General features: G+C 58.7%; 19 protein-coding genes and 2 rRNA genes (1 of these 21 running past the window's edge). 15 read left to right on the top strand and 6 right to left on the bottom strand.

The annotated features are described in order from the left end of the window. From ACMXYJ_RS26300 to ACMXYJ_RS26290, 3 genes are all read left to right on the top strand, one after another. Positions 1-275, top strand: a 23S ribosomal RNA gene (locus tag ACMXYJ_RS26300); it begins 2,617 nt to the left of the window's first position. Between the two features lie 152 nt (positions 276-427). Further along, positions 428-543 (top strand): 5S ribosomal RNA (gene rrf / locus ACMXYJ_RS26295). Between the two features lie 189 nt (positions 544-732). After that, entirely contained in the window at positions 733-1,272 is a 540-nt protein-coding gene (locus ACMXYJ_RS26290; RefSeq protein WP_415757516.1) for a hypothetical protein, read from the top strand. A gap of 7 nt (positions 1,273-1,279) precedes the next feature. Here the strand turns inward: ACMXYJ_RS26290 and ACMXYJ_RS26285 are convergent, their stop codons facing one another. After that, the gene (locus tag ACMXYJ_RS26285; protein WP_415757515.1) at positions 1,280-5,416 is read right to left on the bottom strand and encodes a CheR family methyltransferase; all 4,137 of its coding nucleotides are present in this window, start codon (positions 5,414-5,416) and stop codon (positions 1,280-1,282) included. A 203-nt stretch (positions 5,417-5,619) separates the two neighbouring features. On the opposite strand from ACMXYJ_RS26285, the gene ACMXYJ_RS26280 reads away from it, so the two are divergent. The 4 genes from ACMXYJ_RS26280 (at position 5,620) to ACMXYJ_RS26265 (ending at position 10,799) form a co-directional block, all read left to right on the top strand. After that, on the top strand, positions 5,620-7,224 hold the full coding sequence (locus ACMXYJ_RS26280) for a response regulator (protein ID WP_415757514.1): 1,605 nt from the start codon (positions 5,620-5,622) through the stop codon (positions 7,222-7,224). Then, the gene (locus tag ACMXYJ_RS26275; RefSeq protein ID WP_415757513.1) at positions 7,221-7,913 is read left to right on the top strand and encodes a sensor histidine kinase; all 693 of its coding nucleotides are present in this window, start codon (positions 7,221-7,223) and stop codon (positions 7,911-7,913) included. The genes ACMXYJ_RS26280 and ACMXYJ_RS26275 overlap by 4 nt, the downstream gene beginning before the upstream one ends. A gap of 202 nt (positions 7,914-8,115) precedes the next feature. After that, the gene (locus ACMXYJ_RS26270; protein WP_415760808.1) at positions 8,116-9,357 is read left to right on the top strand and encodes a glutamine synthetase family protein; all 1,242 of its coding nucleotides are present in this window, start codon (positions 8,116-8,118) and stop codon (positions 9,355-9,357) included. A gap of 71 nt (positions 9,358-9,428) precedes the next feature. Then, on the top strand, positions 9,429-10,799 hold the full coding sequence (locus ACMXYJ_RS26265; protein WP_415757512.1) for an MFS transporter: 1,371 nt from the start codon (positions 9,429-9,431) through the stop codon (positions 10,797-10,799). A gap of 65 nt (positions 10,800-10,864) precedes the next feature. On the opposite strand, the gene ACMXYJ_RS26260 is transcribed toward ACMXYJ_RS26265, so the two are convergent. From ACMXYJ_RS26260 to flgA, 4 genes are all read right to left on the bottom strand, one after another. Continuing rightward, complete coding sequence (locus tag ACMXYJ_RS26260) at positions 10,865-11,611, bottom strand: flagellar brake protein (RefSeq protein WP_415757511.1); 747 nt, start codon at positions 11,609-11,611, stop codon at positions 10,865-10,867. A gap of 92 nt (positions 11,612-11,703) precedes the next feature. Continuing rightward, positions 11,704-12,171, bottom strand: coding sequence for a flagella synthesis protein FlgN (locus tag ACMXYJ_RS26255; RefSeq protein WP_415757510.1), 468 nt, complete (start codon positions 12,169-12,171; stop codon positions 11,704-11,706). Positions 12,172-12,219: 48 nt separating this feature from the next. Further along, positions 12,220-12,546, bottom strand: coding sequence for a flagellar biosynthesis anti-sigma factor FlgM (flgM, locus tag ACMXYJ_RS26250; RefSeq protein WP_008147951.1), 327 nt, complete (start codon positions 12,544-12,546; stop codon positions 12,220-12,222). 150 nt (positions 12,547-12,696) lie between these two features. Next, complete coding sequence (gene flgA / locus ACMXYJ_RS26245) at positions 12,697-13,458, bottom strand: flagellar basal body P-ring formation chaperone FlgA (RefSeq protein ID WP_415757509.1); 762 nt, start codon at positions 13,456-13,458, stop codon at positions 12,697-12,699. Between the two features lie 82 nt (positions 13,459-13,540). On the opposite strand from flgA, the gene ACMXYJ_RS26240 reads away from it, so the two are divergent. The 6 genes from ACMXYJ_RS26240 to flgE all read left to right on the top strand — a co-directional run bounded on the left by ACMXYJ_RS26240 (position 13,541) and on the right by flgE (position 18,643). Next, on the top strand, positions 13,541-14,473 hold the full coding sequence (locus tag ACMXYJ_RS26240) for a chemotaxis protein CheV (RefSeq protein WP_074879173.1): 933 nt from the start codon (positions 13,541-13,543) through the stop codon (positions 14,471-14,473). A gap of 46 nt (positions 14,474-14,519) precedes the next feature. Further along, complete coding sequence (gene cheR, locus ACMXYJ_RS26235) at positions 14,520-15,347, top strand: protein-glutamate O-methyltransferase CheR (RefSeq protein WP_074879171.1); 828 nt, start codon at positions 14,520-14,522, stop codon at positions 15,345-15,347. A 367-nt stretch (positions 15,348-15,714) separates the two neighbouring features. Further along, positions 15,715-16,122 (top strand): flagellar basal body rod protein FlgB, encoded by a 408-nt coding sequence (gene flgB, locus ACMXYJ_RS26230; RefSeq protein ID WP_415757508.1) that lies wholly within the window; start codon positions 15,715-15,717, stop codon positions 16,120-16,122. Positions 16,123-16,125: 3 nt separating this feature from the next. Next, positions 16,126-16,569 carry a flagellar basal body rod protein FlgC gene (gene flgC / locus ACMXYJ_RS26225; protein ID WP_415757507.1) on the top strand — a complete coding sequence of 148 codons (444 nt, stop codon included), beginning with the start codon at positions 16,126-16,128 and terminating at the stop codon, positions 16,567-16,569. Between the two features lie 15 nt (positions 16,570-16,584). Continuing rightward, complete coding sequence (flgD, locus tag ACMXYJ_RS26220) at positions 16,585-17,307, top strand: flagellar hook assembly protein FlgD (protein ID WP_415757506.1); 723 nt, start codon at positions 16,585-16,587, stop codon at positions 17,305-17,307. A gap of 31 nt (positions 17,308-17,338) precedes the next feature. Next, the gene (gene flgE, locus ACMXYJ_RS26215; RefSeq protein WP_415757505.1) at positions 17,339-18,643 is read left to right on the top strand and encodes a flagellar hook protein FlgE; all 1,305 of its coding nucleotides are present in this window, start codon (positions 17,339-17,341) and stop codon (positions 18,641-18,643) included. Between the two features lie 279 nt (positions 18,644-18,922). On the opposite strand, the gene ACMXYJ_RS26210 is transcribed toward flgE, so the two are convergent. Beyond that, a complete protein-coding gene (locus ACMXYJ_RS26210) occupies positions 18,923-21,817 on the bottom strand; it encodes a ribonucleoside-diphosphate reductase subunit alpha (protein WP_282482661.1) in 2,895 nt (964 codons plus the stop codon). A 739-nt stretch (positions 21,818-22,556) separates the two neighbouring features. Between ACMXYJ_RS26210 and ACMXYJ_RS26205 the strand changes: the two genes are divergently transcribed. Together ACMXYJ_RS26205 and ACMXYJ_RS26200 are read left to right on the top strand one after the other, a co-directional pair. Then, the gene (locus tag ACMXYJ_RS26205; protein WP_046046510.1) at positions 22,557-23,270 is read left to right on the top strand and encodes a response regulator; all 714 of its coding nucleotides are present in this window, start codon (positions 22,557-22,559) and stop codon (positions 23,268-23,270) included. Next, positions 23,267-24,877, top strand: a complete 1,611-nt coding sequence (locus tag ACMXYJ_RS26200; RefSeq protein ID WP_415757504.1) for an ATP-binding protein — start codon at positions 23,267-23,269, stop codon at positions 24,875-24,877. Before ACMXYJ_RS26205 ends, ACMXYJ_RS26200 begins: the two co-directional genes overlap by 4 nt. Positions 24,878-24,996: the final 119 nt, after the last annotated feature.

The following is a 24,996-nucleotide window of genomic DNA, read 5'->3' as shown; positions in this document are numbered from 1 at the left end:
TGAGATTTGAGAGGGGCTGCTCCTAGTACGAGAGGACCGGAGTGGACGAACCTCTGGTGTTCCGGTTGTCACGCCAGTGGCATTGCCGGGTAGCTATGTTCGGAATAGATAACCGCTGAAAGCATCTAAGCGGGAAACTAGCCTCAAGATGAGATCTCACTGGGACCTTGAGTCCCCTGAAGGGCCGTCGAAGACTACGACGTTGATAGGTTGGGTGTGTAAGCGCTGTGAGGCGTTGAGCTAACCAATACTAATTGCCCGTGAGGCTTGACCATATAACACCCAAGCAATTTGCGTCGAAAGGCCAGATTGCGGTGTGTGAAGACGAAACGAACCGAAAGTTCGAGATACTCACAAAACACCCAACTATCGCATACCCATTCGCTGGAGCGTGAACCGAAAGGTAAACGACCTGGCTACCGAATTTCTTGACGACCATAGAGCATTGGAACCACCTGATCCCATCCCGAACTCAGCAGTGAAACGATGCATCGCCGATGGTAGTGTGGGGTTTCCCCATGTGAGAGTAGGTCATCGTCAAGATTAAATTCCGAAACCCCTATCTGCGTATGCAGGTAGGGGTTTTGTTTTGCCCGCAGGAAAGTGCGAACGGACATTACCGGTACATTGTTTGTCCTGCGGGGCTTTTTTACGCGTGATCACCCGACGATCTACATGGAAAGTCCGTCATTGCTGTGCCTTACTCCAGACACCACTCATGGGGCGACGTCGATGCGGCGAAGAGGTGCAAAATTCTGGTTATGGACCAACACGCGGTTACCCCTCCATACGCATGAAGAGGTACTCAGCAATGGCGTGCACATCGAGGTGCAGGCACGGGTCAGTCATGAGGGGATTACCCAGGTATTTATAGGTGTCTACGGCACCAATGGCTGGGCGGTTGGCGAGGAGTGTCATGACCGGCACGCCGGTGAGCATTACTGCGCGGCGTTGAAATGGGGCGCTCAGCGGGCGAGGGAGATTGTCGCGGACACCCTGGAGTTCGTCGCGCCGCACCGGGTGCAGTTGACCTTGAGTCCGGTGATTACCGATGAGCCGGAAATGGCGTTGCGGCGGATGGAAATGACCGAGCGCGAGGCTTTGAAACTCAGGTCCGACGATGCCTGGTCGGAGTACCTGGCTGCCAAGGAAGCCATGCTGGCGCTGATGCGCTCAACCAAAGTCGACCCCACGGTCTGGGCTGACCACAAGGAGCGGCTCAGGCAGGCCATCGATCGACGAGCCTGCGTACAACGCGCCTATCTGCGCTGACCCTGTCTCAGCTCTGGGGGCGTCGCAGATTCTCAATGGTTTCGATCAGATCATCGTAGGACACCGGTTTTCCAATGTGCTGGTTAAAGCCCGATTGCCGTGATTTTTGAATGTCGCTATGGGCACCATAGCCCGTCAGTGCAATGGCCGGCACATCCTTGACCAGCGGCAATTGACGCAATGCGCTCATCAGCTCGTGGCCGTTCATGACCGGCATGCCCAAGTCAGAAATGATCAGGTCGAAGCGCGTGCTTTTTGCGGCATCCAAAGCCGCGACCGGACGGTCGAAGGCAATCACTTGCGCGTCTTCCATTTCCAGCAGCATTTTCAAGGTTTCCAGTACATCGGCGGAGTCATCGACCAGCAGGATCGTCAAACCGCTCAGCCTGCCAGAGGATTCTTCGACCTGAGTCGGGGATTGCGCCTCATCTTTGGTGTGGGCCAAGGGCAGGTAAACCGTGAAGGTACAACCTGTTCCCACCCCGGCAGAGTTCACCTCGACCGTTCCCCGTTGGGCCTCGGTCAACTGGCGGACCAGTGACAAGCCGATCCCCAGCCCTTCACGGTTGTGGCTGACGTGCTGCTTTTCAGCCTGGCCGAACAGGTCGAACACGTGATCGAGGTTCTCGGGAGCGATGCCTGTACCGTTGTCTTTGACGTCCAGTCGCGCCATGTTTCCAACTTGGCTGGCGATCAATTGCACGTGGCCGTTGGAGGGCGTGAATTTCAGCGCGTTATTCACCAGGTTCCAGATAATTTGCTCCAGACGCGTCGGGTCGGCATGGACCATCAAGGCGTCTGAAGGCACGAGCAGTTCGACGGTGGCGTCGTGTCGATCGCTGAGCACGACGGCATGAATATCGCGCAACACACCGCCCAAATCTACAGCAATGGGTTTCAGTTTGAGTTTGCCGGTACGGACCCGCGCAACATCCAGTAGATCATCGATGATCCGTGCCTGGCTGTTGACGGCGTCGCAGATGGTGTTGACGGCCTTGGCGGCCGGCGCCACCGACTTGGTGACCGGCAAGCGACGCAGCAGTTCTGCATTGAGCTGGATCAGGTTCAATGGATGCTTGAGTTCGTGGGACATGACCGCAAAGAACTCATCCTTGAGGTAATTGGTGTTGCGCGTTTCCGCCAGTTGTTGGCTCTGTTCTTCATGCCGGCGTTTATGGCCGGTCAGGTCCCGGGCGATTTTGACGTAGCCTTTGAGATTGTCGCCGCTGAGCAAGGTCACCTCACCGCTGCAAAAGAAGCGGTTGCCGTCCTTGCGCACGTGCCAGCGCTCATCTTCACTGCGGCCATGGGTGCGCACCGCCAGCAGTTCGTTTTCAGGCACGCCGGACGCACGATCTTCAGGCGAGAAAATGAAGTCGTAATAGGCGCCCTCGGCCTCGGCCTTGCTGTAACCGAAAATCAATTCGGCGCCTTTGTTCCAGGTGGTGATCACGCCCTGCTCATCGAGGGTGATGATGGCGTAGTCGCGAGTGCTTTCGGCGACGAGGCGCATGCGTTCTTCGCCCATTCGCAGCTCTTCTTCAGCCGCTCGACGTTTAGTGATGTCGATGAACGTCAGCACGGTGCCGTCGATGTGGTCTTCGCTGGAACGATAAGGCAGCAGGCGGGCGATGTACCAGCGGTTGTCGGTGCTGCTGACTTCGCGTTCGATCATGTTCAGCGATTCGAACACCTGTGCCGCGTCTGCGACCAGGTCCTCGTAATGCAGGCGATGGGTAATGTCGAGCAAGGAGCGCCCGGTATCCACCGGCAACATGCTGAAGATGTCAGTGGCGCGCGGGGTGAACCACTTGATGCGCATGCTGCGGTCGACAAACACCGTGGCTATGTCGGTGGAGGCAATCAGGTTGGTCAGGTAGTCGTTGATCTTGTCGGTTTCTTCGACTTTGGTTTTCAGCTCGTAGTTGACCGTCAGCAGCTCTTCGTTGATCGACTGCAGCTCTTCCTTGCTGGTCTCCAGTTCTTCGGTGGCCGAGCGCAGTTCTTCGTTGATGGCCTGCATTTCTTCGTTGGAAGCCTTGAGCTCTTCGCTGGAGACTTCAGATTGTTCGATGGTGTCCTGCAAGTGCAGCTTGGTGCGTTGCAGTTCGCGCTCAAGGTTGGACAGCACCTGGCTTTCGGTCTGTAGCACGGTGGTGGCTGCTCGTTCGGCAGGGTCGACCTCGACTTCCTCGAAAATCACCAGGACGTATTCGCCGTCCGATTCTTCATCCTTATAAGGATGTGCGACCAGATCAATCAGGTAACTGCGCTTATCACGCTTGACCGGCACTTCACGGGACTTGACCGGCAGGCCACTCTGCTGGACCTGGAATAGCGTGGTGCGGATTTCCAGGCGCAGTTCCGGAAGAATCAGCGTCAGCAAGTTACGCGACAACTCGCCACCAACATGACGCAGGAAACGCCCGGCACTCTCGCTCATGTGCAGGATGTCGGCGTTGGCATCGACGATCACGCTTGGTGGTGCGGACTGTTCGAGGGCGCGTTGATGGATATCGCCAAATGACAATTTGCGCGGCGCGCTGCTTTGCGGGACCTGTTGGGAAGTGTTGGTCCGCACATAGCCTCCACGCGGCATGGTCGGTGTGCGCCGACTGCTAGCCGTGCCGGTTTTGGCGCGGAAGATCCGGTTGCGTTTATCCACCGGGGCGAACAGTTCGTGGCACGCGTCCGCGCTCTCGGAGGAGCCGAGGAACAGGAAGCCGCCGGGGCGCAGGGCAAAGTGGAACATCTGGAGGATTTCGCGTTGCACTTCGCGATCCAGATAGATCAGCAGGTTGCGGCAAACAATCAGGTCTATCTGCGAGAAGGGCGGGTCGGACAACAGGCTGTGCTTGGCGAACAAGACCTTTTCGCGGATTTCCTTGCGGATCCGATAGTGATCGTCTTCCTTGATGAAATAGTGGCGCAGGCGCGAGGGTGGCACATCGGTGATGATCGCTTGTGGATACAGGCCGGCCCGGCCGACGCTGATGGCGCGTTCGTCGATGTCGGTGGCGAACAGCTGCATCGACGCCGCACTGGCGTCCAGTTGCAATTGATCGTTGAGCAACATGGCCAGGCTGTAGGCTTCCTCGCCCGTGGAGCAACCCGCGGACCAGACGCGGATTTCTTCTTTCTCGGGTTGAGCGGACACGACAGCGCTGACCAGTTGCGGCACGACATCCCGCTCCAGGGCTTCGAAAGCCTCCCTGTCACGGAAGAAGTTGGTCACGCCGATCAGCATGTCGCCCAGCAGTGCCTTGGTTTCTTCGGGATTGTTCTGCAGATAGTGGTAATAGGCACTCAGGTCTGGCTGGCCGGTGACCTGCATCCGGCGTTCGATCCGGCGCAACACGGTGGCGCGTTTGTAGTGTTTGAAGTCATGGCCGGTGCCGGTGCGCAACTGAATGAGCACGTCGCGCAGCACGTGTTCTGCAAGTGCCGCCTCACGCTCGGACACCGCAGCAATGGTTTGCAGTTCCGGATCGTTGGCGGTGGGCAAACAGATTTCCCTGGAGTTGCGCCAAAGCTCCAGAAGCTTTTGCGGCATTTCCACCACGGGCAGCACCAGGTCAACCATGCCGGTTTCGATGGCGGCGCAAGGCATGCCATCGAACTCGGCGTCTTCCGGTGCCTGGGCCAGTGTGATGCCACCTTGTTCCTTGATTCGTGACAGGCCAACCGCGCCGTCCGAGCCGGTGCCCGACAACACCAGACAGAAGGCGCGCTCGCGGTGCACATCGGCCAGGTCGCGGAAGAACAGATCGATGGACGCGTGGCGACCTTCGCTCGGGTCTGTGGCGCTGACCTCCAGAAAGCCATCGTTCATTGTCAGCCGTTGCGCCGGTGAAATGACGTACACCCGGTTTTTTTCGATGGCCACCGTTTCGGTCACCTGCAGAACCGGCATCTTGGTCGATTCCTGGATGATCTTGTCAGCGATGCTCTGGTGGTCGGGCGACAGATGGAGAATGATCACGAACGCCATGCCATTGTCTTGAGGCATGTTTTCAAAGAACAGTTTGATCGCTTGCAGCCCGCCCGCTGACGCACCGATGCCCACCACCGGAAAGTCCAGGGTGCTGGGGCTCAGGGCCTTTCGCTCAGGAGCAGGGGCCGAGTGCTTGGGAGTGGTGGTCATAACGCTTGCCTTTGGCGAGGGGAAACGCTTCGAGTTCAAGTGGGGTATAGGTGCGCTTCAATAAGTCAGGATAATCCTGTTTTTTGATAACGCCTTCAAATATTTAGCGCGTACTAAACGGCATGACTTCTCAAGGGAACGCCACTGCTGGCCGATAACCCGGACAGTCATGGTCTTCTTCTTAAATTGCCTGGAAATCTTCGATGCTGTCGTATCACCAAAAGCGTTTTTTGATCGTCGATGATTTCTCGGATTTCCGCAGTTCCGTCAGGTCCATGCTGCGCGAACTGGGCGTCAAGGATGTCGACACCGCCGACACCGGCGAACAGGCGCTACGCATGTGTTCGCAGAAGGCCTACGATTTCATCCTGCAGGACTTTCACCTGGGCGACGGCAAGAAGAACGGTCAGCAGGTGCTTGAAGACTTGATGATCGAAAAGCTGATCAGCCATGAGGCCGTGTTCGTCATGGTGACCGCCGAGACCAGTCAGGCAATGGTGCTCAGTGCGTTGGAACATGAACCCGATGCGTACCTGACCAAACCGTTCAACCGTTCCGGCCTGGCTCAACGGCTGGAGCGGCTGGAGCAACGCAAGACCTTGCTCAAGCCGATTCTGCAGGCCCTTGACCGAGGCAAACCGGTTGAAGTGCTCAATGCCTGCATCGCCCTGTGCAAGCAAGACATCCGCTACTCGCCGTTGTGCCTGCGCTACCGCGCCGATGCCCTGCGCGACCTGAATCAGAACGAGGCGCTGGAGCGTCTCTACGACGGCATCATTGCCGATCGGCCATTGCCGTGGGCGTTTGCCGGTCTGGGCAAATTGCTGTTCAAGCGTGGCCAGGTCGCTCAGGCCAAAGGCGTCTACGAAAAAGCCCTGAAAGTGTTCCCGATGATGCCGGCGCTCTACGACGGCATGGCCGATGTGCTGGTCGCCGAAGGCGACACCAAGGCGGCCCAGCGTGTGCTGGAAGAGGCGATCCGCTTGTCGCCGCTGGCGGTGCGCCGGCAAGCGCTGTTGGGCAAGTTGGCCATGACCAACGAAGATTTTGAAACAGCCTCAAAGGCCTATCGCCAGGCGGTGGCCCAAGGTGCGCAATCGCGTTTCAAGGATGCGGAGAGCAACCTTGGCCTGGCCCACGCCTTGATCAGCAAAGGCAGCGAAAAAGGCCTGGATACCCGGACTCGACTGGAAATCAACACGACGCTGAGTGCGGTGGCCAAGGAAAACCCTTCCGACCCGGGTCTGCAGATTCGCGCGCGATTGATGAAAGCCACCAGCCTGTTGCTCAACGATGCCGAAACCGCCGAAAAGCTCACCGAGCAGGCGATGATGCGCCTCGATGGCATGGAGCAGTTCATGAGCGCCGAAGCGGCGCTGCTGGTGGCCAAGCAACTGCAGATGCTCGGGCAGGCCAGTGCCGGTGCCTCGATGTTGAAGAACTGCGCGGAAATCTACGGCGATGACCCGACGGTGATGAAGGGCATCGCCAAGTTGACCGACGATCCGACCATCCTCAACTCCGGCAACGCCGCTGCGGACCTCAACCGTCAGGGCGTGCGGGTGTACAAGACCGGCAACCTGGCGGAGGCGCGGCAGGTGTTCCGCAAAGCCCTGGCGCTGCAACCCAAGAACATCAGTATCGCGCTGAACATGGCCCAGTCGCTGCTGCACGGCACCGACACCAGTGTTCCTTCGGCGGAGCTGGAGGAATGTCGGACGTGCCTGAAAATGGTCGGCCTGATGCCCGACACCGATGCGCGTTTTCCCCGTTATCAGAAGTTGCGAAGCAAGGCGTTTGGCGAATGAACAACAGCGAACAGGCACTCGATTTTTCCACGGTGATTGCCTCCACCGTGCACGACATGAAGAACTCCCTGGCGATGCTGATGCAGGCCCACAGCCAATGGCTGGCGCGCTTGCCGGATCCGCAACAGCACACCCCGGAGCAGGGCGTGATCGAATTCGAATTCGCGCACCTCAATGGCATGCTCGTGCAGTTGCTGGGGTTGTACAAACTCGGGGTCAACCAGATGCCGTTGCAACCGGCCTACCATGAACTGGATGACTTCATCGAAGCGCAATTGGCCTGCCACCAGGACGTGTTTGCCAGTCGCGGCATCATGGCGACCTATGAAGTGGACCCGCTGAGCCCTCTGGGTTTCTTCGACCGGGAGCTGATTGCTTCGGTGCTGGGCAACAGCGTCAACAACGCCATTCGTTACGCCCGCCATGCGGTGTTGATCAGCGTCAGCGATGTAGCCGGGCAACTGGTGCTGACCGTCAACGACGATGGCGTGGGTTATCCACCCGAGATGATCGAACGTCAGGCCGATTACGTGCAGGGCATCAACCACAGCAGCGGAAGCACTGGCCTGGGCCTGTACTTTGCCGGGCGGATTGCCGCCCTTCATCAACGCAATGGCGTGGGCGGACGCACCGAAATCAGCAATGGCGGCCCGCTGGGCGGCGGCGTGTTCAGCCTTTACCTGCCCTGACCGGTTCTTTTTGTTGACCGCTGCTTGATATTCCGAACAGGTGGAGCCTATTTTGTACGGGTCGCCGTTCGCGGCTCGCACAACAACAAAGGATTGCGTCATGACAACCGATGGCCATCGCTCACTCGCACAGCGATTGACGGGCATTGATGAGATTGAATGTGTCACGCCGGATTTGAATGGCGTACCCCGTGGCAAAGTAATGACCGCCGAAGGCTTTCTCGAGGGGCGGCGTCTGCAGATGGCGCGGGGAGTGCTGCTGCAATGCATCATGGGCGGATATCCGCCGGCGCGCTTTTACGGCAGTGATGATAGCGACCTGGCGCTGGTGCCCGATCCTGCACAGATCCATCGCTTGCCGTGGAGCCAGCAGCCGCGGGCCTTGGCCATTTGCGATGCGGACGAGCTGACCGGCGAAAGTTCGTCTCTGTCGACCCGCGGCCAACTCAAAGCCGTGATCGCGCGTTACGCGGCCCTCGGCCTGGCGCCGGTGGTGGCGACCGAGCTGGAATTTTTTGTGTTTGCGCCCAACACCGACCCGACTCAACCGTTCCAGCCGCCGCTGGGCCTGGACGGTCGTCGCGAGGACGGTCAATCGGCGTTCAGTATCAGTTCCAATAATGGTTTGCGGCCGTTCTTCAGTGAAGTCTACGCCTGCATGGCGGCCCTGGGCTTGCCGCGCGATACCTTCATGCACGAGATGGGCGTCAGCCAGTTCGAGATCAACCTGCTGCACGGCGACCCACTGCTGCTGGCCGACCAGACACTGCTGTTCAAACATTTGCTTAAAGAAGTCGCGCTCAAGCATGGCCTGACCGTGGTTTGCATGGCCAAGCCGCTGGCGCACACGGCGGGCAGTTCGATGCATATTCACCAGAGCATCATCGAGATCGGCAGCGGGCGTAACGTGTTCAGCGACAAGGCTGGTGAGCCGACCGCGACCTTCCGTCATTTCATCGCGGGTCAGCAGGCCGGCATGGCGGATTTCACTGCGTTATTCGCTCCGAACGTGAACTCGTATCAGCGCTTGTGCCATCCGTATGCGTCGCCGAATAATGCCTGCTGGTCCCACGACAATCGCGCGGCCGGATTGCGCATTCCGGCCAGTTCGCCTGCCGCTCGTCGGGTCGAGAACCGTTTGCCGGGGGCTGATGCGAACCCTTACCTGGCGATCGCCGCCAGCCTTGCCGCAGGGTTGTATGGCATTGAACACACACTGGAGCCGAGCGAGCCGATCCAGGGTGAATTCGAAGTGCCGGACAATCTTTCGTTGCCGTGTACCTTGCATGCTGCTCTTGAGCGTCTGAAACGTAGCCAATTGGCGAGGGAACTGTTCGGCAAGGAGTTCATCGAAGGCTACATCGCCTCGAAGACCATGGAGTTGACCAGCTTCTTTGATGAGATTACTCCCTGGGAGCGGCGTGTTTTAGCGGCCCAGGCCTGACGACCCGTCGACATCAGGCTATCGTTTGTCGATAGCCTGAAACTCACTGCAAGGAGCCGCTCGGAACGCCGATGCGCCAAATCTGGAAACCCTTTCGAGCGCTATATTTTGCCTCGCTGATGATGTTGATCGGCTCTGGCCTTTTGAGTACTTACCTGGCCTTGCGCCTGGCCGCCGACCACGTCGACAGCCTGTGGGTCGGTGCGTTGATGGCCGCCAACTATTGCGGCCTGGTGCTGGGTGGCAAGATCGGCCACCGGCTGATTGCCCGGGTCGGGCATATTCGCGCCTATTCGGCCTGCGCCGGGATTGTCGGCGCGGCGGTGCTGGGCCATGGCCTGGTGGACTGGTTGCCTGCCTGGATCTTCCTGCGGGTCATCGTCGGTCTGGGCATGATGTGCCAATACATGGTCATCGAAAGCTGGCTCAATGAGCAGGCCGAAGCCTCGCAGCGCGGGACGGTATTCAGTGGCTACATGATCGCCTCGTACCTGGGGCTGGTGCTGGGTCAGTTGATTCTGGTCATGCACCCGAGCCTGGGCCTTGAACTGCTGATGCTGGTCGCCTTGTGCTTCGCACTGTGCCTGGTGCCGGTGGCCCTGACCCGGCGGATTCACCCGGCACCGTTGCACCCGGCCCCGATGGAGCCGCGGTTCTTCATCAAGCGTGTGCCGCAGTCGTTGAGTACGGTACTGGGGGCGGGACTGATCATTGGTTCGTTCTACGGCCTGGCACCGCTGTATGCCTCGCAGCAGGGGTTGTCCACGGAGCAGGTCGGTCTGTTCATGGGTAGCTGCATTTTTGCGGGCTTGCTGGTGCAATGGCCGTTGGGCTGGCTGTCCGACCGTTATGACCGGGCGCTGTTGATCCGCTGTTTTGCCCTGGTCCTGGCGCTTACCGCGTTACCGCTGGCAATCATGCAACAGGTACCGCTGGAGATTTTGTTTATCACCGGGTTCTTCTGTTCGCTGGTGATGTTCTGTCTGTATCCGCTGGCGGTGGCATTCTCCAACGACCACGTCGAGGGTGATCGCCGGGTGTCCCTGACAGCCATGCTGCTGGTGACCTACGGTGTCGGCGCCAGTATCGGGCCGCTGGTGGCCGGGGTGCTGATGAAACTGTTCGGCAGCCACATGCTCTATGCCTTCTTCAGTTTCTTCGCGTTGGTGCTGGTGTGGCGGATTCGCCCGAAAGCGGTGACCAACCTGCATGTGGTCGACGATGCACCGCTGCATCATGTCGCCATGCCGGACAGCATGTCGAGTTCGCCGTTGGTGGCTTGCCTTGACCCGCGTGTCGATGAGCAGGTGGTGCAAGACCAGATGCAGAGCCCGATCAACCCCGAGCCGGACCCGGAACCCGAACCAGAGCCCGAAACCGATCCTCCACCCGAAGACCCTGATGCCCCTCGCGAGCAAAGTTTTACCGAGGCCAGGCCTTAAATTCCACGCATAAAAAAACGGGCAGTCACCGCAAGGGACTGCCCGTTTTCTATTGAGGCGACTTATTACATGTCGTCTTTGTCGAAGCGTCGCGCTTCGCGCTGAAGCTGATAGACGAACCGCTCGACCTGCCGCTGCACCAGCCCGCTCATGTTGTGAAAGCGTACGCCGGCGAAGGTGGTGGAGATCCTTTCTTCGAAGTGCAGGTAACGCAGCTCGACGGGTGCCGTCATGTTGCCAAAGGGCAGGGCGGCGATGAAGCGATCATAGACCTGGCCCAGTTGCAGGCTGTCCGTGATGTCACCTTCGAAGCGCAGCTTGCAGCCGGTGGCGGAGATGTCCAGTAGCTTGCCGCTGATCGGCGACTTGAGTTTTTCACCACCCAGATCAACGTTGACCAGTTGTGCCAGCTTCAATGCAGCACGGAATGCATTACGGCGCTGATGGTAAACCACCTCGGAAGGCAGGGCACCACGGTAGCAGCGACCGCCACCGGACTCATCGATGGTCAACGGTCCGTTGCTTTCCCAAGCAATACGCACGCCGTCGTGAAAGCCTTCGACCTTGAACGGTTCGCCGGCGAGCAGGAAGCGTTCACCATCGCGGGGAATCATTTCGTCCAGGGCAATCATGTTGCTGTCACGGTCAATGTCCACCAGATAACTCTGGAAGCGCTGGCTGCGCTCATGGAACGTGATGATCAACGGATCATGGCTGTCTTGCAGCTGGCGCAGGTTGCCGGAGATCTCCAACGGCGTGGTGAGCACCTTGGGTGGCTGCGGAGCATCTTCCGCGCTTAAGGCATTGAACACGGTTCATCAATCTCCAGACAAAATATGACTACGGCTGGCCATCATATTGCCAGCATGTTACGCGTCTTGATAGTGCGCGCTTTTCAGCAGGCTCAAGCCTGACTGAGCGGGCGTGGCTTCGCAAGCATGGAGGTAGATCCGCGTGCATCATAGAGCGCTGGCGGCTCGCCGCCGTTGAGGATTTTCAGCTGATTGGCCGTCGCGGCCTGTTGCACCAGGATCGACTGGCCATTCTTGACGTTGGCCGCCTGGCACTGAGCCAGAAGATCGGTCAATACATCGCTCTGTTCCAACAACTGATCGCCAATGCTCGAATGGCTGGCAAGTTGCTCCAGGCCGTTGCGATCGGTCGGCAGGTTGAGGCTGGCGAGGATTTCACTGCGCTTGCGGCCATGCTGATCGAGCAAAATGATCAATGCCTGTTTCTGCGCCAGAATCTCTTCGAGCAGTGGCATGTCGCGACCGTGCAAGGCGAGGGACTCGGTTTGCAGTAACTCCAGCAAGTGCTGTGCTGGAGCGAAATCGTCGGTGATCAGTTGCAGTAAATTAGTGTCGTGCATGGCTGGCCTTGGGTTTTAAGCGTCCAAAAGCCTGGCGCAGGCCTTGGCCTAGCGCTGGGCTTCGAAGTTGAGCAGTTTGCTGGCTACACGGTTGCTGTCGACTTTGTAGCTGCCATCGGCAATCGCTGCTTTCAACTCGGCCACGCGGGCGTTGTCGACGGCAGGCTGATCGCGCAGCTTGTCAGTGACCTTCTGCAACTGTTGAGCCTCATTGCTGAGATGTACCGATTCCCCGCTTTTGACGGTACTGGCCTGTTCGGCCGGGGTATTCAGCGGTGCGGGTTTGCCGGCTTCGGCGGTTTCCTTCGCGGTGCTGGTACGTGTACTACCGGTAAGTGACGAGGAACTGTTTAAACGACTGAAATCGATGACCATGACAAAAAACCTCTGGGTATTTGGACGCTTGCCATGTTTTCGGCCATACCCGGAAAAACTTTAGGCCCAATTATCAATGAGCTTGCGCGCGTCAGCGCTTGCCCTGCATAGGGCACAGTCTAGGGAACAGTCGAGTGGCGCGCCAGTGTTCTACATGGCTACTTCCACCTGACCGGGCGCGATGACTTGCGCCTTGATGACCCGCTGGGAGTTGAGGTTTTTCACCCGGATCTGTTCGCGCAAGCCGCCATTGGACAGCGCTTCACCCGGCATGCGCACGCTGAGCGTTCCACTTCGGGCGGTAATCACCACCTGATCGCCCTTGCTGATGACTTCTGCCTGTTCCATGTGCACCAGGGTCATGACCTGGTCGGCGACCATTGGTCGGGTAAGTTTCTGCCCGATCGCCTGATCGACGGAAGTCAGGTAACCCTGGCTGATCAGGCTGATGTCACGCTCGCGCAGGGTCACATCCTGGGGCTCGACGATACCGGTGCGTCGCAGCGGGCGGGTGGTGGTCACAATGTCGCGAAACAGGCGCACTTGAGCGGGTACGAAGACTGTCCAGGGTGATGCACCCTCGCAGCGAACCTTGACCGTAACGCGCCCCAGCGGCGTGGCCGGGCTCTCCAGGGACGCTGTCAATTCCTTGTCGCACATGGGCATGCGCAGCCGCGGATCGAGCTGCTTGACCTCGATCTCGTAGCGGCCTTCCGTTTGACTGGTCGCCAGATAGTCTTCTACGGTGAATTCAAGAAAGCCCTGGGTGACGCCGATAAGCATGTCAGGCAAGGTAACCGTGTCAGCAAGGGCAGGGCAGCCAGCGTTGAACAGGCAGACGGCCGACATCGCGCAAAGCAATCTGCGGGCGTTTGATGTCAGGCGTCGGAAAAATGTCGGTTCTGTGTTCATAAGAGTTAAAAAGCAAGCGCCGTGCCGTTTAGTGATGAATGCGCGTCGCAACACACTTAAGCGTTGGTGTAGGAGTCTGTGCATGGCTGGTGTAATGGATGCGGTAAACCAGCGCACGCAACTGGTAGGGCAGAATCGCCTTGAGCTGTTGTTGTTCCGTCTCGACGGCCAGCAGCTGTATGGGATCAACGTGTTCAAGGTTCGGGAGGTGCTGCAATGCCCCAAACTGACGCTGATGCCAAAATCCAGTCCTGTCGTGTGCGGTGTGGCAAGTATTCGGGGGGCGACCATTCCGATTCTAGATCTGGCCATGGCGACCGGGTCCGGTGCGCTGAAAGATCAAAGCAATCCCTTCGTGATCATCACGGAGTACAACACCAAGACCCAGGGTTTCCTGGTGCGGTCGGTGGAACGCATCGTCAACATGAACTGGGAGGAGATTCATCCGCCACCCAAGGGCACGGGACGCGATCATTACCTGACGGCTGTGACTCGGGTCGACAATCAGTTAGTCGAAATCATCGACGTCGAGAAAGTGCTGGCAGAAGTGGCGCCGACACCGGAAGCGATTTCCGTTGGCGTGGTGGATGTCGAAACCCAGCACAAGGCGCTCTCTTTGCGAGTACTGACGGTCGATGACTCGTCGGTGGCGCGCAAGCAGGTGACTCGTTGCCTGCAGACGGTCGGTGTCGAAGTGGTGGCGTTGAACGACGGTCGGCAAGCGCTGGATTACCTGCGCAAGCTGGTCGACGAGGGCAAGAAGCCGGAAGAAGAGTTCCTGATGATGATTTCCGACATCGAGATGCCGGAGATGGACGGGTACACCCTGACGGCCGAGATCCGCAACGACCCTCGCATGCAAAAGCTTCACATCATCCTGCATACTTCGTTGTCGGGTGTATTCAATCAGGCGATGGTCAAGAAAGTCGGTGCCGATGACTTCCTTGCCAAATTCCGTCCTGATGACCTGGCATCCCGGGTAGTCAACCGGATCAAAGCAGCAGACATCAGCTAGGGGCCTTTTGCCCCTGGCGGTTAATACGATTTAAGAGGCGGCATCTTTGTCTACGGGTAATTTGGATTTCGAACAGTTCCGGGTCTTCCTGGAAAAAGCCTGTGGCATTTTGCTCGGTGAAAACAAGCAGTACCTGGTCTCGAGCCGTCTCAACAAACTGATGGAACAGCAAGGCATCAAGTCCCTGGGTGAGCTGGTCCAGCGCATCCAGACCCAGCCGCGCAGCGGTTTGCGCGAGATGGTGGTGGATGCCATGACCACCAACGAAACCCTGTGGTTTCGTGACACCTATCCGTTTGAAGTGTTGAAGAACAAGGTGCTGCCGGCAGCGATCAAGGCGGCCCCTGGCCAGCGTCTGCGGATCTGGTCGGCGGCCTGTTCATCGGGTCAGGAACCGTATTCGCTGTCGATGTCGATCGATGAGTTCGAGCGCGTGAACATGGGCCAGTTGAAGATGGGCGTGCAGATCGTTGCCACCGACCTGTCCGGGACCATGCTGACCAACTGCAAGACCGGCGAGTACGACAGCCTGGCCATCGGCCGTGGCCTGTCGCCCGAGCGCCTTCAACGTTACTTCGACCCGAAAGGGCCGGGGCGCTGGGCAATCAAGGCACCGATCAAGAGCCGGGTGGAGTTTCGCTCGTTCAACCTGCTGGACAGCTACGCGGCGCTGGGCAAGTTCGACATCGTGTTCTGCCGCAACGTGTTGATCTACTTCTCCGCCGAGGTGAAGAAGGACATTCTGTTGCGCATTCACAGCACGTTGAAGCCAGGCGGTTATCTGTTCCTCGGTGCTTCCGAGGCGCTGAACGGTTTGCCGGATCATTACCAGATGGTCCAGTGCAGCCCGGGGATCATTTACCAGGCGAAGTGATTCGTTGGCGTCATCAAAAAACGGGAGTCCTCAGGGGGGCTCCCGTTTTTTTTGCCTGCTTAATTCTCAATCCCACCACCTATCCCCTGTGGGAGCGAGCTTGCTCGCGATCGCGTCGTGTCAGTCAACATCTTCGTCGTCTGACACTCCGCCATCGCGAGCAAGCTCGCTCCCACAGGGTCAGGTGGTGTTCTCCAGACCGTGATAAGCGGCAGAAAAGCGGCAGGCGGCGGAAATCGGTTGCCGCTTTTCTGGCATTGCCACGTTGCCACTGCCCGCAAAGCCCCGGTTTCCGGGCTTTTTCGATTTGGCACGCCGCTTGCTATGTCCATGTTACGAAAAATCAGGTCACCCGAAGGTTTCCGACATGAGCATCAGCTTCGATAAAGCGCTCGGTATCCACGAACAAGCCCTGGGCTTCCGCGCCCAGCGTGCCGAAGTCCTGGCCAACAACATCGCCAACGCCGACACCCCGAACTACAAGGCTCGGGATCTGGACTTCTCGAAAGTGCTCGCCGCACAGAACGAGAAGACCAAGAGCGGATCTTTCGCCTTGAACATGACCAACAGCCGTCATATCGAAGCCGAAGGCCTGGGCAATGGCGACGAGTCGCTGCTGTATCGCACGCCGATGCAACCGTCGATCGACCAGAACACCGTGGACGCTCAGCTTGAACAATCAGCGTACGCGGAAAACGCGGTCAACTTCCAGGCCAGCTTCACCCTGCTCAACAGCAAATTCAAAGGGCTGGTGTCAGCCCTTCGTGGAGAGTAAGTCATGTCTCTAGCCAGTGTTTTCAACATTGCCGGTAGCGGCATGAGTGCCCAGACCACTCGCTTGAACACCGTCGCCAGTAACATCGCCAACGCCGAGACCGTCTCGTCGAGCATCGACCAGACCTACCGTGCGCGGCACCCGGTGTTCGCCACCATGTTCCAGGGCGGCCAGAGCGGCGGCAGCGAATCGCTGTTCCAGAACCAGGATGCGGCCGGTCAAGGCGTGCAAGTGCTGGGCGTGGTCGAAGACCAGAGCAACCTTGACGCGCGCTACGAGCCGAACCATCCGGCGGCCGACGCCAAGGGCTACGTCTACTACCCCAACGTCAACGTGGTGGAAGAAATGGCTGACATGATTTCCGCGAGCCGTTCGTTCCAGACCAACGCCGAAATGATGAACACCGCCAAAACCATGATGCAAAAGGTCCTGACCCTCGGTCAGTGATAAGGGGCGACTCAGATGAGTGTTACCGATACCACCAGTGGTTTGAGCCTCAAGGACATCCTGGCCAACTCCTCGATCAAGACCAACACCAGTGCCGACGGCCTGGCGTCGGCGACGAATAGCGCCACCGGCAAAAAGGCCCTGGGCAAGGACGCGTTCCTCCAGTTGCTGGTAACGCAGCTGAAAAACCAGAATCCGCTGGAACCGCAGGACAACGGCGAGTTCGTCGCCCAGTTGGCCCAGTTCAGTAGCCTGGAAGGCATCACCACGCTCAACGACACCGTCAGTGGCCTGGCGAGCAATTACAACTCGTCCCAGGCGTTGCAGGCGTCGTCGCTGGTCGGGCGTTCGGTTATTGCACCGGCCGACAAGGCTGTGGTCGATACCTCCAAGAGTTTCACCGGCACCATGGCCGTACCGGCGTCGGTAGACCCGGTCAAGATCAAGATCACCGATGCCGATGGCAAGGTTGTCCGCTCCATCGACCTGGGCAGCCAGAAAGCCGGTACTTCCAGTTTTATCTGGGACGGCAAAAACGACGCAGGCGAAGTGGCCAAGGCGGGTACCTATACGTTCGGCGCTACGGCGACTTACGACGGCAAGGCGACTTCGCTGGTGACGTACCTGCCGGCCACCGTCAACAGCGTGACCATCAGCCAGACCGGCGGTGAGTTGATGCTCAACCTGGCCGGGGCGGGCAGCATCGCCCTGTCCAAAGTACAAACTATTGGTATGTAGAGCCGACTAACACGGCACAAAGGAGTGGAATATGTCTTTCAATATCGGCCTTAGCGGTCTCTATGCAGCCAACAAACAACTGGACGTGACCGGCAACAACATCGCCAACGTCGCGACCACCGGTTTCAAATCGTCCCGTGCGGAATTCGAAGACGTTTACTCGGCTACCAAGCTGGGTTCCGGCAGCAAAACCATCGGTAACGGCGTGCGCCTGGCCAACGTTTCCCAGCAGTTCACCCAGGGCGACGTCAACAACACCGGCAACGTGCTGGACATGGGCATCAACGGTTCCGGCTTCTTCGTGCTGAGCGAGAACGGTTCGATGTCCTACACCCGTGCCGGTACGTTCAAGGTCGACAAGGACGGTTACGTCACCAATAGCGATGGCTCTGCGCGTCTGCAGGGTTATGGCGTGGATGCCAATGGCAAGATCCTCAATGGTGTTTTGACTGACCTGCGCATCGATACGTCGAACCTGGCGCCAAAAAACACCTCCACGGTTTCGTCGACGATCAACCTGAACTCCACAGCTCCCATCATCAACCAGACGACCAATCCGTTTGACCCGTCCAAGGAAGCGTCTTTCACCAAGCAGTTCAGTACCCCGATTTACGATACCCAGGGTAACAAGCACATCATGGATCAATACATGGTCAAGACGGGTGACAACACCTGGAAGACCTACACCCTGATCGAGGGTCGCAACCCGGATGGTAGCGATCCTATCGTTACACCTCCTGTCGCGTCGACCATGGCGTTCGATTCGTCAGGCAAACTGGTTTCCGTCACCACTCCAGCCACCCCTACGCCGATAGTCAGCCCTGACCTGAAGGTCACCGGCTGGATTCCGGGTACCGTGACCAATGGCACGTGGAAAGCCAACGGCGCTGCCTCCGGCGTCGTTACGGTCTCCATGGACAAAACCACGCAGTACAACGCTGACACCGCGCGTTCGATTCCTTCGCAGAACGGCTACGCCACCGGCCAGATCACCAACCTGACCATTGACGCCAGCGGTGTGATGCTCGCCAACTTCAGCAACAGCCAGACCAAGCCCATCGGCCAGATCTCGCTCGCCAGTTTCACCAACGAACAAGGTTTGCAGCCTGTAGGTGGCACCGGATGGAAAGAAACCTATGCGTCGGGTATCCCGGGCTACGATGCGCCGAATACCGGTACCCTGGGTGAGATCCACTCCAACTCTCTGGAAGAGTCCAACGTCAACCTGACCAATGAACTGGTCGACCTGATCAAGGCGCAGAGCAACTACCAGGCGAACGCCAAGACCATCTCCACCCAAAGCACCATCATGCAGACCATCATTCAGATGACCTGATGCTGGATAGCGCTGCATAAAGAACCCCTCGCAAGAGGGGTTTTTTTGTGGCTGGGATTTTTGTCGGGAGCCGGGATTTTGCGTTGTCGGAAAGGGCCCCATCGCGAGCAAGCTCGCTCCCACAGTTGATCGCATTCCGCCCCGCCCCTGTGGGAGCGAGCTTGCTCGCGATAGGGCCAGTCGGGGCGCCACTTTCCTTGAAGCAAAAGAAAACCCCCGACAAACCAGAGGCCTGTCGGGGGTTTCGAGTAAGCGCCTTTCAGCGCTCACCGGCTCAGCTTATTGGCAAGCTTCGCAATCCGGCTCGTCGATGGCGCAAGCCTTTGGCACTGGAGCAGGGCCGGCAGGCGCTGCCAGGACCGAATCTTCACCGTGGTTGCCGCCGCTGGAAACAGCGTTCAGCTTGCCGGTGTTGATGGTCGACTTCTCGGTGCTGGTCGCGGCCAGGGCACGGAGGTAGTAAGTGGTTTTCAGACCACGGTACCAGGCCATGCGGTAGGTCACGTCCAGCTTCTTGCCCGATGCGCCAGCGATGTACAGGTTCAGCGATTGAGCCTGGTCGATCCACTTCTGGCGACGGCTTGCCGCGTCAACGATCCACTTGGTGTCCACTTCGAAGGCGGTCGCGTAGAGCTCTTTGAGTTCTTGCGGGATGCGCTCGATCTGTTGCACCGAACCGTCGTAGTACTTCAGGTCGTTGATCATGACCGAGTCCCACAGACCGCGAGCTTTCAGGTCGCGAACCAGGTACGGGTTGATCACGGTGAATTCGCCCGACAGGTTCGATTTCACGTAGAGGTTCTGGTAGGTCGGTTCGATCGACTGCGATACGCCAGTGATGTTGGCGATGGTCGCGGTCGGTGCGATGGCCATGATGTTGGAGTTACGAATGCCTTTCTGAACGCGGGCACGAACCGGTGCCCAGTCCAGGGATTCGTTCAGGTCAACGTCGATGTACTTCTGGCCACGTTGCTCGATCAGGATCTGTTGCGAATCCAGCGGCAGGATGCCTTTGGACCACAGCGAACCCTGGAACGTCTCGTAGGCGCCGCGCTCGTCAGCCAGGTCGCAGGAAGCCTGGATCGCGTAGTAGCTGACCGCTTCCATCGACTTGTCGGCGAACTCGACGGCAGCGTCGGAACCGTAAGGAATGTGCTGCAGGTACAGAGCGTCCTGGAAGCCCATGATGCCCAGGCCGACCGGACGGTGCTTGAAGTTGGAGTTCTTCGCTTGTGGCACCGAGTAGTAGTTGATGTCGATAACGTTATCGAGCATGCGAACGGCGGTGTTCACGGTGCGTTCCAGCTTGGCGGTGTCCAGCTTGCCGTTGGTGATGTGGTTCGGCAGGTTGATCGAGCCCAGGTTGCAAACGGCGATCTCGTCCTTGTTGGTGTTCAAGGTGATCTCGGTGCACAGGTTCGAGCTGTGAACCACGCCAACGTGCTGCTGCGGGCTGCGCAGGTTGCACGGGTCTTTGAAGGTCAGCCATGGGTGGCCGGTTTCAAACAGCATGGACAGCATTTTGCGCCACAGGTCTTTGGCCTGGATGGTCTTGAACAGCTTGATCTTGCCCGGGTACTCGGACAGGGCTTCGTAGTACTCGTAACGCTCTTCGAAGGCCTTGCCGGTCAGGTCGTGCAGGTCTGGCACTTCGGACGGCGAGAACAGGGTCCACTTGCCGTCATCGAAGACGCGCTTCATGAACAGGTCAGGGATCCAGTTGGCCGTGTTCATGTCGTGGGTACGACGACGATCATCACCGGTGTTCTTGCGCAGCTCGATGAACTCTTCGATGTCCATGTGCCAGGTTTCCAGGTAGGCACAGACAGCGCCTTTGCGCTTGCCACCCTGGTTAACGGCAACGGCGGTGTCGTTCACGACTTTCAGGAACGGTACAACGCCCTGGGATTTGCCGTTGGTGCCCTTGATGTACGAACCCAGTGCACGAACCGGGGTCCAGTCGTTGCCCAGGCCGCCCGCGAATTTCGACAACATGGCGTTGTCGTGGATCGCGTGGTAGATGCCCGACAGGTCATCCGGCACGGTGGTCAGGTAGCAGCTCGACAGCTGCGGACGCAGGGTACCGGCGTTGAACAGGGTCGGGGTCGACGACATGTAGTCGAAGGACGACAGCAGGTTGTAGAACTCGATCGCACGGTCTTCTTTGTTCTTCTCTTCGATTGCCAGGCCCATGGCCACGCGCATGAAGAAGATTTGCGGCAGTTCGAAGCGGATACCGTCCTTGTGGATGAAGTAACGGTCGTACAGGGTTTGCAGGCCCAGGTACGTGAACTGCTGATCGCGCTCGTGGTTGATCGCCTTGCCGAGTTTTTCCAGGTCGAAGGTGGCCAGGACCGGGTTCAGCAATTCGAATTGGATACCCTTGGCGATGTACGAAGGCAGGGCCTTGGCGTACAGGTCGACCATTTCGTGGTGGGTCGCGCTCTCGGCGACTTCCAGGAAGTTCAGGCCTTCGGCGCGCAGGGTGTCCATCAGCAGGCGAGCGGTCACGAACGAGTAGTTCGGCTCACGCTCAACCAAGGTACGGGCGGTCATCACCAACGCGGTGTTGACGTCGGTCAGGGCCACGCCGTCGTACAGGTTTTTCAGGGTTTCGCGCTGGATCAGGTCGCCGTCGACTTCTGCAAGGCCTTCGCATGCTTCGGTCACGATGGTGTTCAGACGGCCCATGTCCAGAGGAGCAAAGGTGCCATCGGCGCGGGTGATGCGGATCGACGGGTGAGCGTTGACCGCTTCTTCGGCCGGTGCGTGGGCAGCGCGTTCTTTCGAACGACCGTCACGGTAGATCACGTAGTCGCGCGCTACTTTCTGCTCGCCGGCACGCATCAGGGCCAGTTCGACCTGGTCCTGGATTTCTTCGATGTGGATCGTGCCGCCCGAGGGCATGCGACGCTTGAAGGTCGCGGTGACTTGTTCGGTCAGACGGGCAACGGTGTCGTGGATTCGCGACGAAGCGGCAGCGGTGCCGCCCTCAACTGCGAGAAACGCTTTGGTGATGGCGACGGTGATCTTGTCATCGGTGTAAGGAACGACAGTGCCGTTACGCTTGATCACGCGCAGTTGGCCAGGCGCGGTGGCGGACAGATCCGAAGTCGAATCAGCGGCCTGCGGCAAGGTGCCCTGCGGGTTCTCGCGAGTTGTGTCGGTTTGCATGGGGGGTTGTCTCCACATTCTCTATGTTTGTTTGGGCACCATCACGGTGCCCACCGTTCCGTCCTGAAGCACTACAACCGGCGAGTGGCCGGGCATACCAACTTCGGGACAGATCAGGAAGGGGCAATTGGGGCGCCGCTTCCATGCCGAAGTCTTTGGTCCCAGGCCTTGAACCTGAAACCGGGATCCTTTTGGGTGACAGTAATTGACTGCAACACCCGTACCGTTAACGCCGTTTTCGGCTCAAAAACAGTAGCCATCCGCACGCGCGGTTTGGTCTTTCAAAAATACGTTTGGTTCAACCGGAAAGAGGCAATAAAAGCGCTTGAAATCGGTGTCCGGTTTGTGTTTGGTTTTTGGCGTAAAACCCTACATGTAGGGTTTTTTTCGCGCCGAGGTACAAGATAATGCGTTTTTGAGGGTGTTGCAACGTACTACCTGTGGATAAACCTGTGCGTAAATTGTGTGTGAAACGTGGAACGAGCGTGTAGGCCGCGACCTAGCTGGAGCGGATCGTTTTTCACTGATTTTCAATGATTGAAAACGGTCATTTGGATTTTTAAGGGCGCGAACCCTATCACAAAAATCCGGGTTGTCCGAACGCATTTACCCGCTTGTGTTCTCGGCGGGCGGCGTTTATACAATCGGCCAGTGCGTACGCATTCTTATCCTCCCCAATCATTACAAAAAGACGGGCGGATCCTTCCTTATTAAGTGTTGTTGGCAAGCAGAGGTCACCGTGGAGCAAGAAGCCTGGCAGGTATTGATTGTGGAGGACGACCAGCGTCTGGCCGAACTGACCCGCGACTACCTGGAAGCCAATGGTCTGCGGGTATCGATCGAGGGCAACGGCGCCTTGGCCGCGGCACGGATCATCAAGGAGAAACCGGACCTGGTGATCCTCGACCTGATGCTGCCGGGCGAAGATGGCCTGAGCATCTGCCGCAAGGTCCGCGACAAGTATGACGGGCCAATCCTGATGCTCACCGCCCGCACCGACGACACCGATCAGATTCTTGGCCTGGACCTGGGCGCTGACGACTACGTGTGCAAACCGGTTCGTCCACGGCTGCTGCTGGCGCGTATCCAGGCCCTGTTGCGACGCAGTGAAACTCCTGAAGTGGCGCCGGAAAAACAACGGCGCCTGCAGTTCGGGCCGCTGGTAGTGGACAACGCATTGCGTGAAGCCTGGCTGAACGACAACGGCATCGAGTTGACCAGCGCCGAGTTCGACCTGCTCTGGCTGCTGGTCGCCAACGCCGGGCGCATCCTGTCCAGGGAAGAGATTTTTACGGCATTGCGCGGCATTGGCTATGACGGCCAGGACCGTTCCATCGACGTGCGCATCTCGCGTATTCGCCCGAAAATCGGCGATGACCCGGAGCATCCGCGGCTGATCAAGACCATTCGCAGCAAAGGTTATCTGTTCGTTCCGGAAGCCTGCACGCTGTGAACTCGATCTTCCTGCGCATCTATGGCGGCATGTGCGCGGCGCTGATTCTGGTCGCCGTACTCGGCGTGCTGGCCTTGCACCTGCTCAACCAGGTGCGTGGCGAGCAATACCGCGAGCGCCTCGCCCACGGCACGTTCTCGCTGATGGCCGACAATCTGAACCCGATGAACGAAACCGAGCGCCACCGTGCCTTGCTGGTGTGGGAGCGGTTGCTGGGGATTCCTCTGGCGCTGAAAACCTTCGCCCAAACCGACCTCGACCTCACCCAACGCACCCGCGTGCTGCGCGGACAGGCGCTGGTGGAACAAACCGGTCCGCATGCGGCGAAGGTTTACCGGTTGGTCAGCGACAAGGAGCAGCTGGTGCTGACCGGTGAAGTCCAGCAGATCAGCGAACAACTGGCCCGGGCGACTATTTACCTGCTGGCCGATGAGCTGGTGCGTTACCCGGTGGCCGAGCAACCCGAGCGCCTGGCGCAGTTGAAGCGCGATAAAGGGTTTGGTTTCGACTTGCGGCTGGTGACGATCGAACAGGCGGACATGGACGAGGACCAGAGTCGTCGGGTGTCCGAGGGTGACACGGTGATGGCGCTGGGCAAGGGCGGCGATTCGATCCGGGTGTTTGCCGGCATGGTCGGTACGCCGTGGGTGCTGGAAATCGGCCCGTTGTATCAGATGAATCCTTATCCGCCGGAGTGGCTGGTGCTGATTGCCGCCCTGGGTTTGAGCCTGATCGGTTTGATCGTCTATTTGTTGGTGCGCCAACTTGAGCGCCGTTTGCGTGGCCTGGAAGCGGCCGCCACGCGCATCGCCAAGGGTAGCCTGGAAACCCGCGTGCCGGCACGCGGCGCGGATTCGGTGGGACGGCTGGCCTCGGCGTTCAACGGCATGGCCGAGCACTTGCAACAGTTGCTGGCGATCCAGCGTGAGTTGGTGCGCGCCGTGTCTCATGAGCTGCGCACACCCGTGGCGCGGTTGCGTTTTGGCCTGGAAATGATCGGCTCGGCCACCACGCCGCAGGCGTTGGAAAAATACTGTGAAGGCATGGACCACGACATCGAGGATCTCGATCGGCTGGTGGACGAGATGCTCACCTATGCACGACTGGAGCAGGGTTCGCCGGCGCTGAATTTTCAGCGGATCGATCTGGATGCGTTGGTCAATCAGGTGATCGAAGAACTGGCGCCGTTACGCGCCGAGGTCACGGTGCAGCGCGGTTTGTGTTTGTCCGCCGCGGACAACGACGACGCGTGGGTCGAGGCCGAGCCGCGTTACCTGCACCGGGCGTTGCAGAACCTGGTGAGCAACGCCATGCGCCACGCCCATTCACGGGTGACCGTCAGCTATCAGGTCGGGCAGCAGCGCTGTCGAGTGGATGTCGAGGATGACGGGCCGGGTGTGCCGGAAACGGCCTGGGAGAAGATTTTCACACCCTTCCTGCGCCTCGACGACAGCCGCACTCGCGCTTCGGGCGGGCATGGGTTGGGGTTGTCCATCGTGCGGCGAATCATCCATTGGCATGATGGCCGGGCGTTGATCAGCAAGAGCAAAAGCCTGGGCGGGGCGTGTTTCAGCCTGAGCTGGCCGAGGAATCAGGAGAAGCGGTGAGATATGGGGTGAATGTTCCACCGCCATCGCGAGCAAGCTCGCTCCCACATTGGATCTATGCAACACCACAAATCCCTGTGGGAGCGAGCTTGCTCCGGGCGGCGATCCGACGATGAGGC

Origin of the sequence: Pseudomonas arabinosi (genome assembly GCF_047758675.1) — a bacterium.
Classification (GTDB): Bacteria; Pseudomonadota; Gammaproteobacteria; order Pseudomonadales; family Pseudomonadaceae; genus Aquipseudomonas; species Aquipseudomonas arabinosi.
The sequence above is the reverse complement of the archived record's forward strand: the minus strand, read 5'-3'. Positions and strand labels throughout refer to the sequence as shown.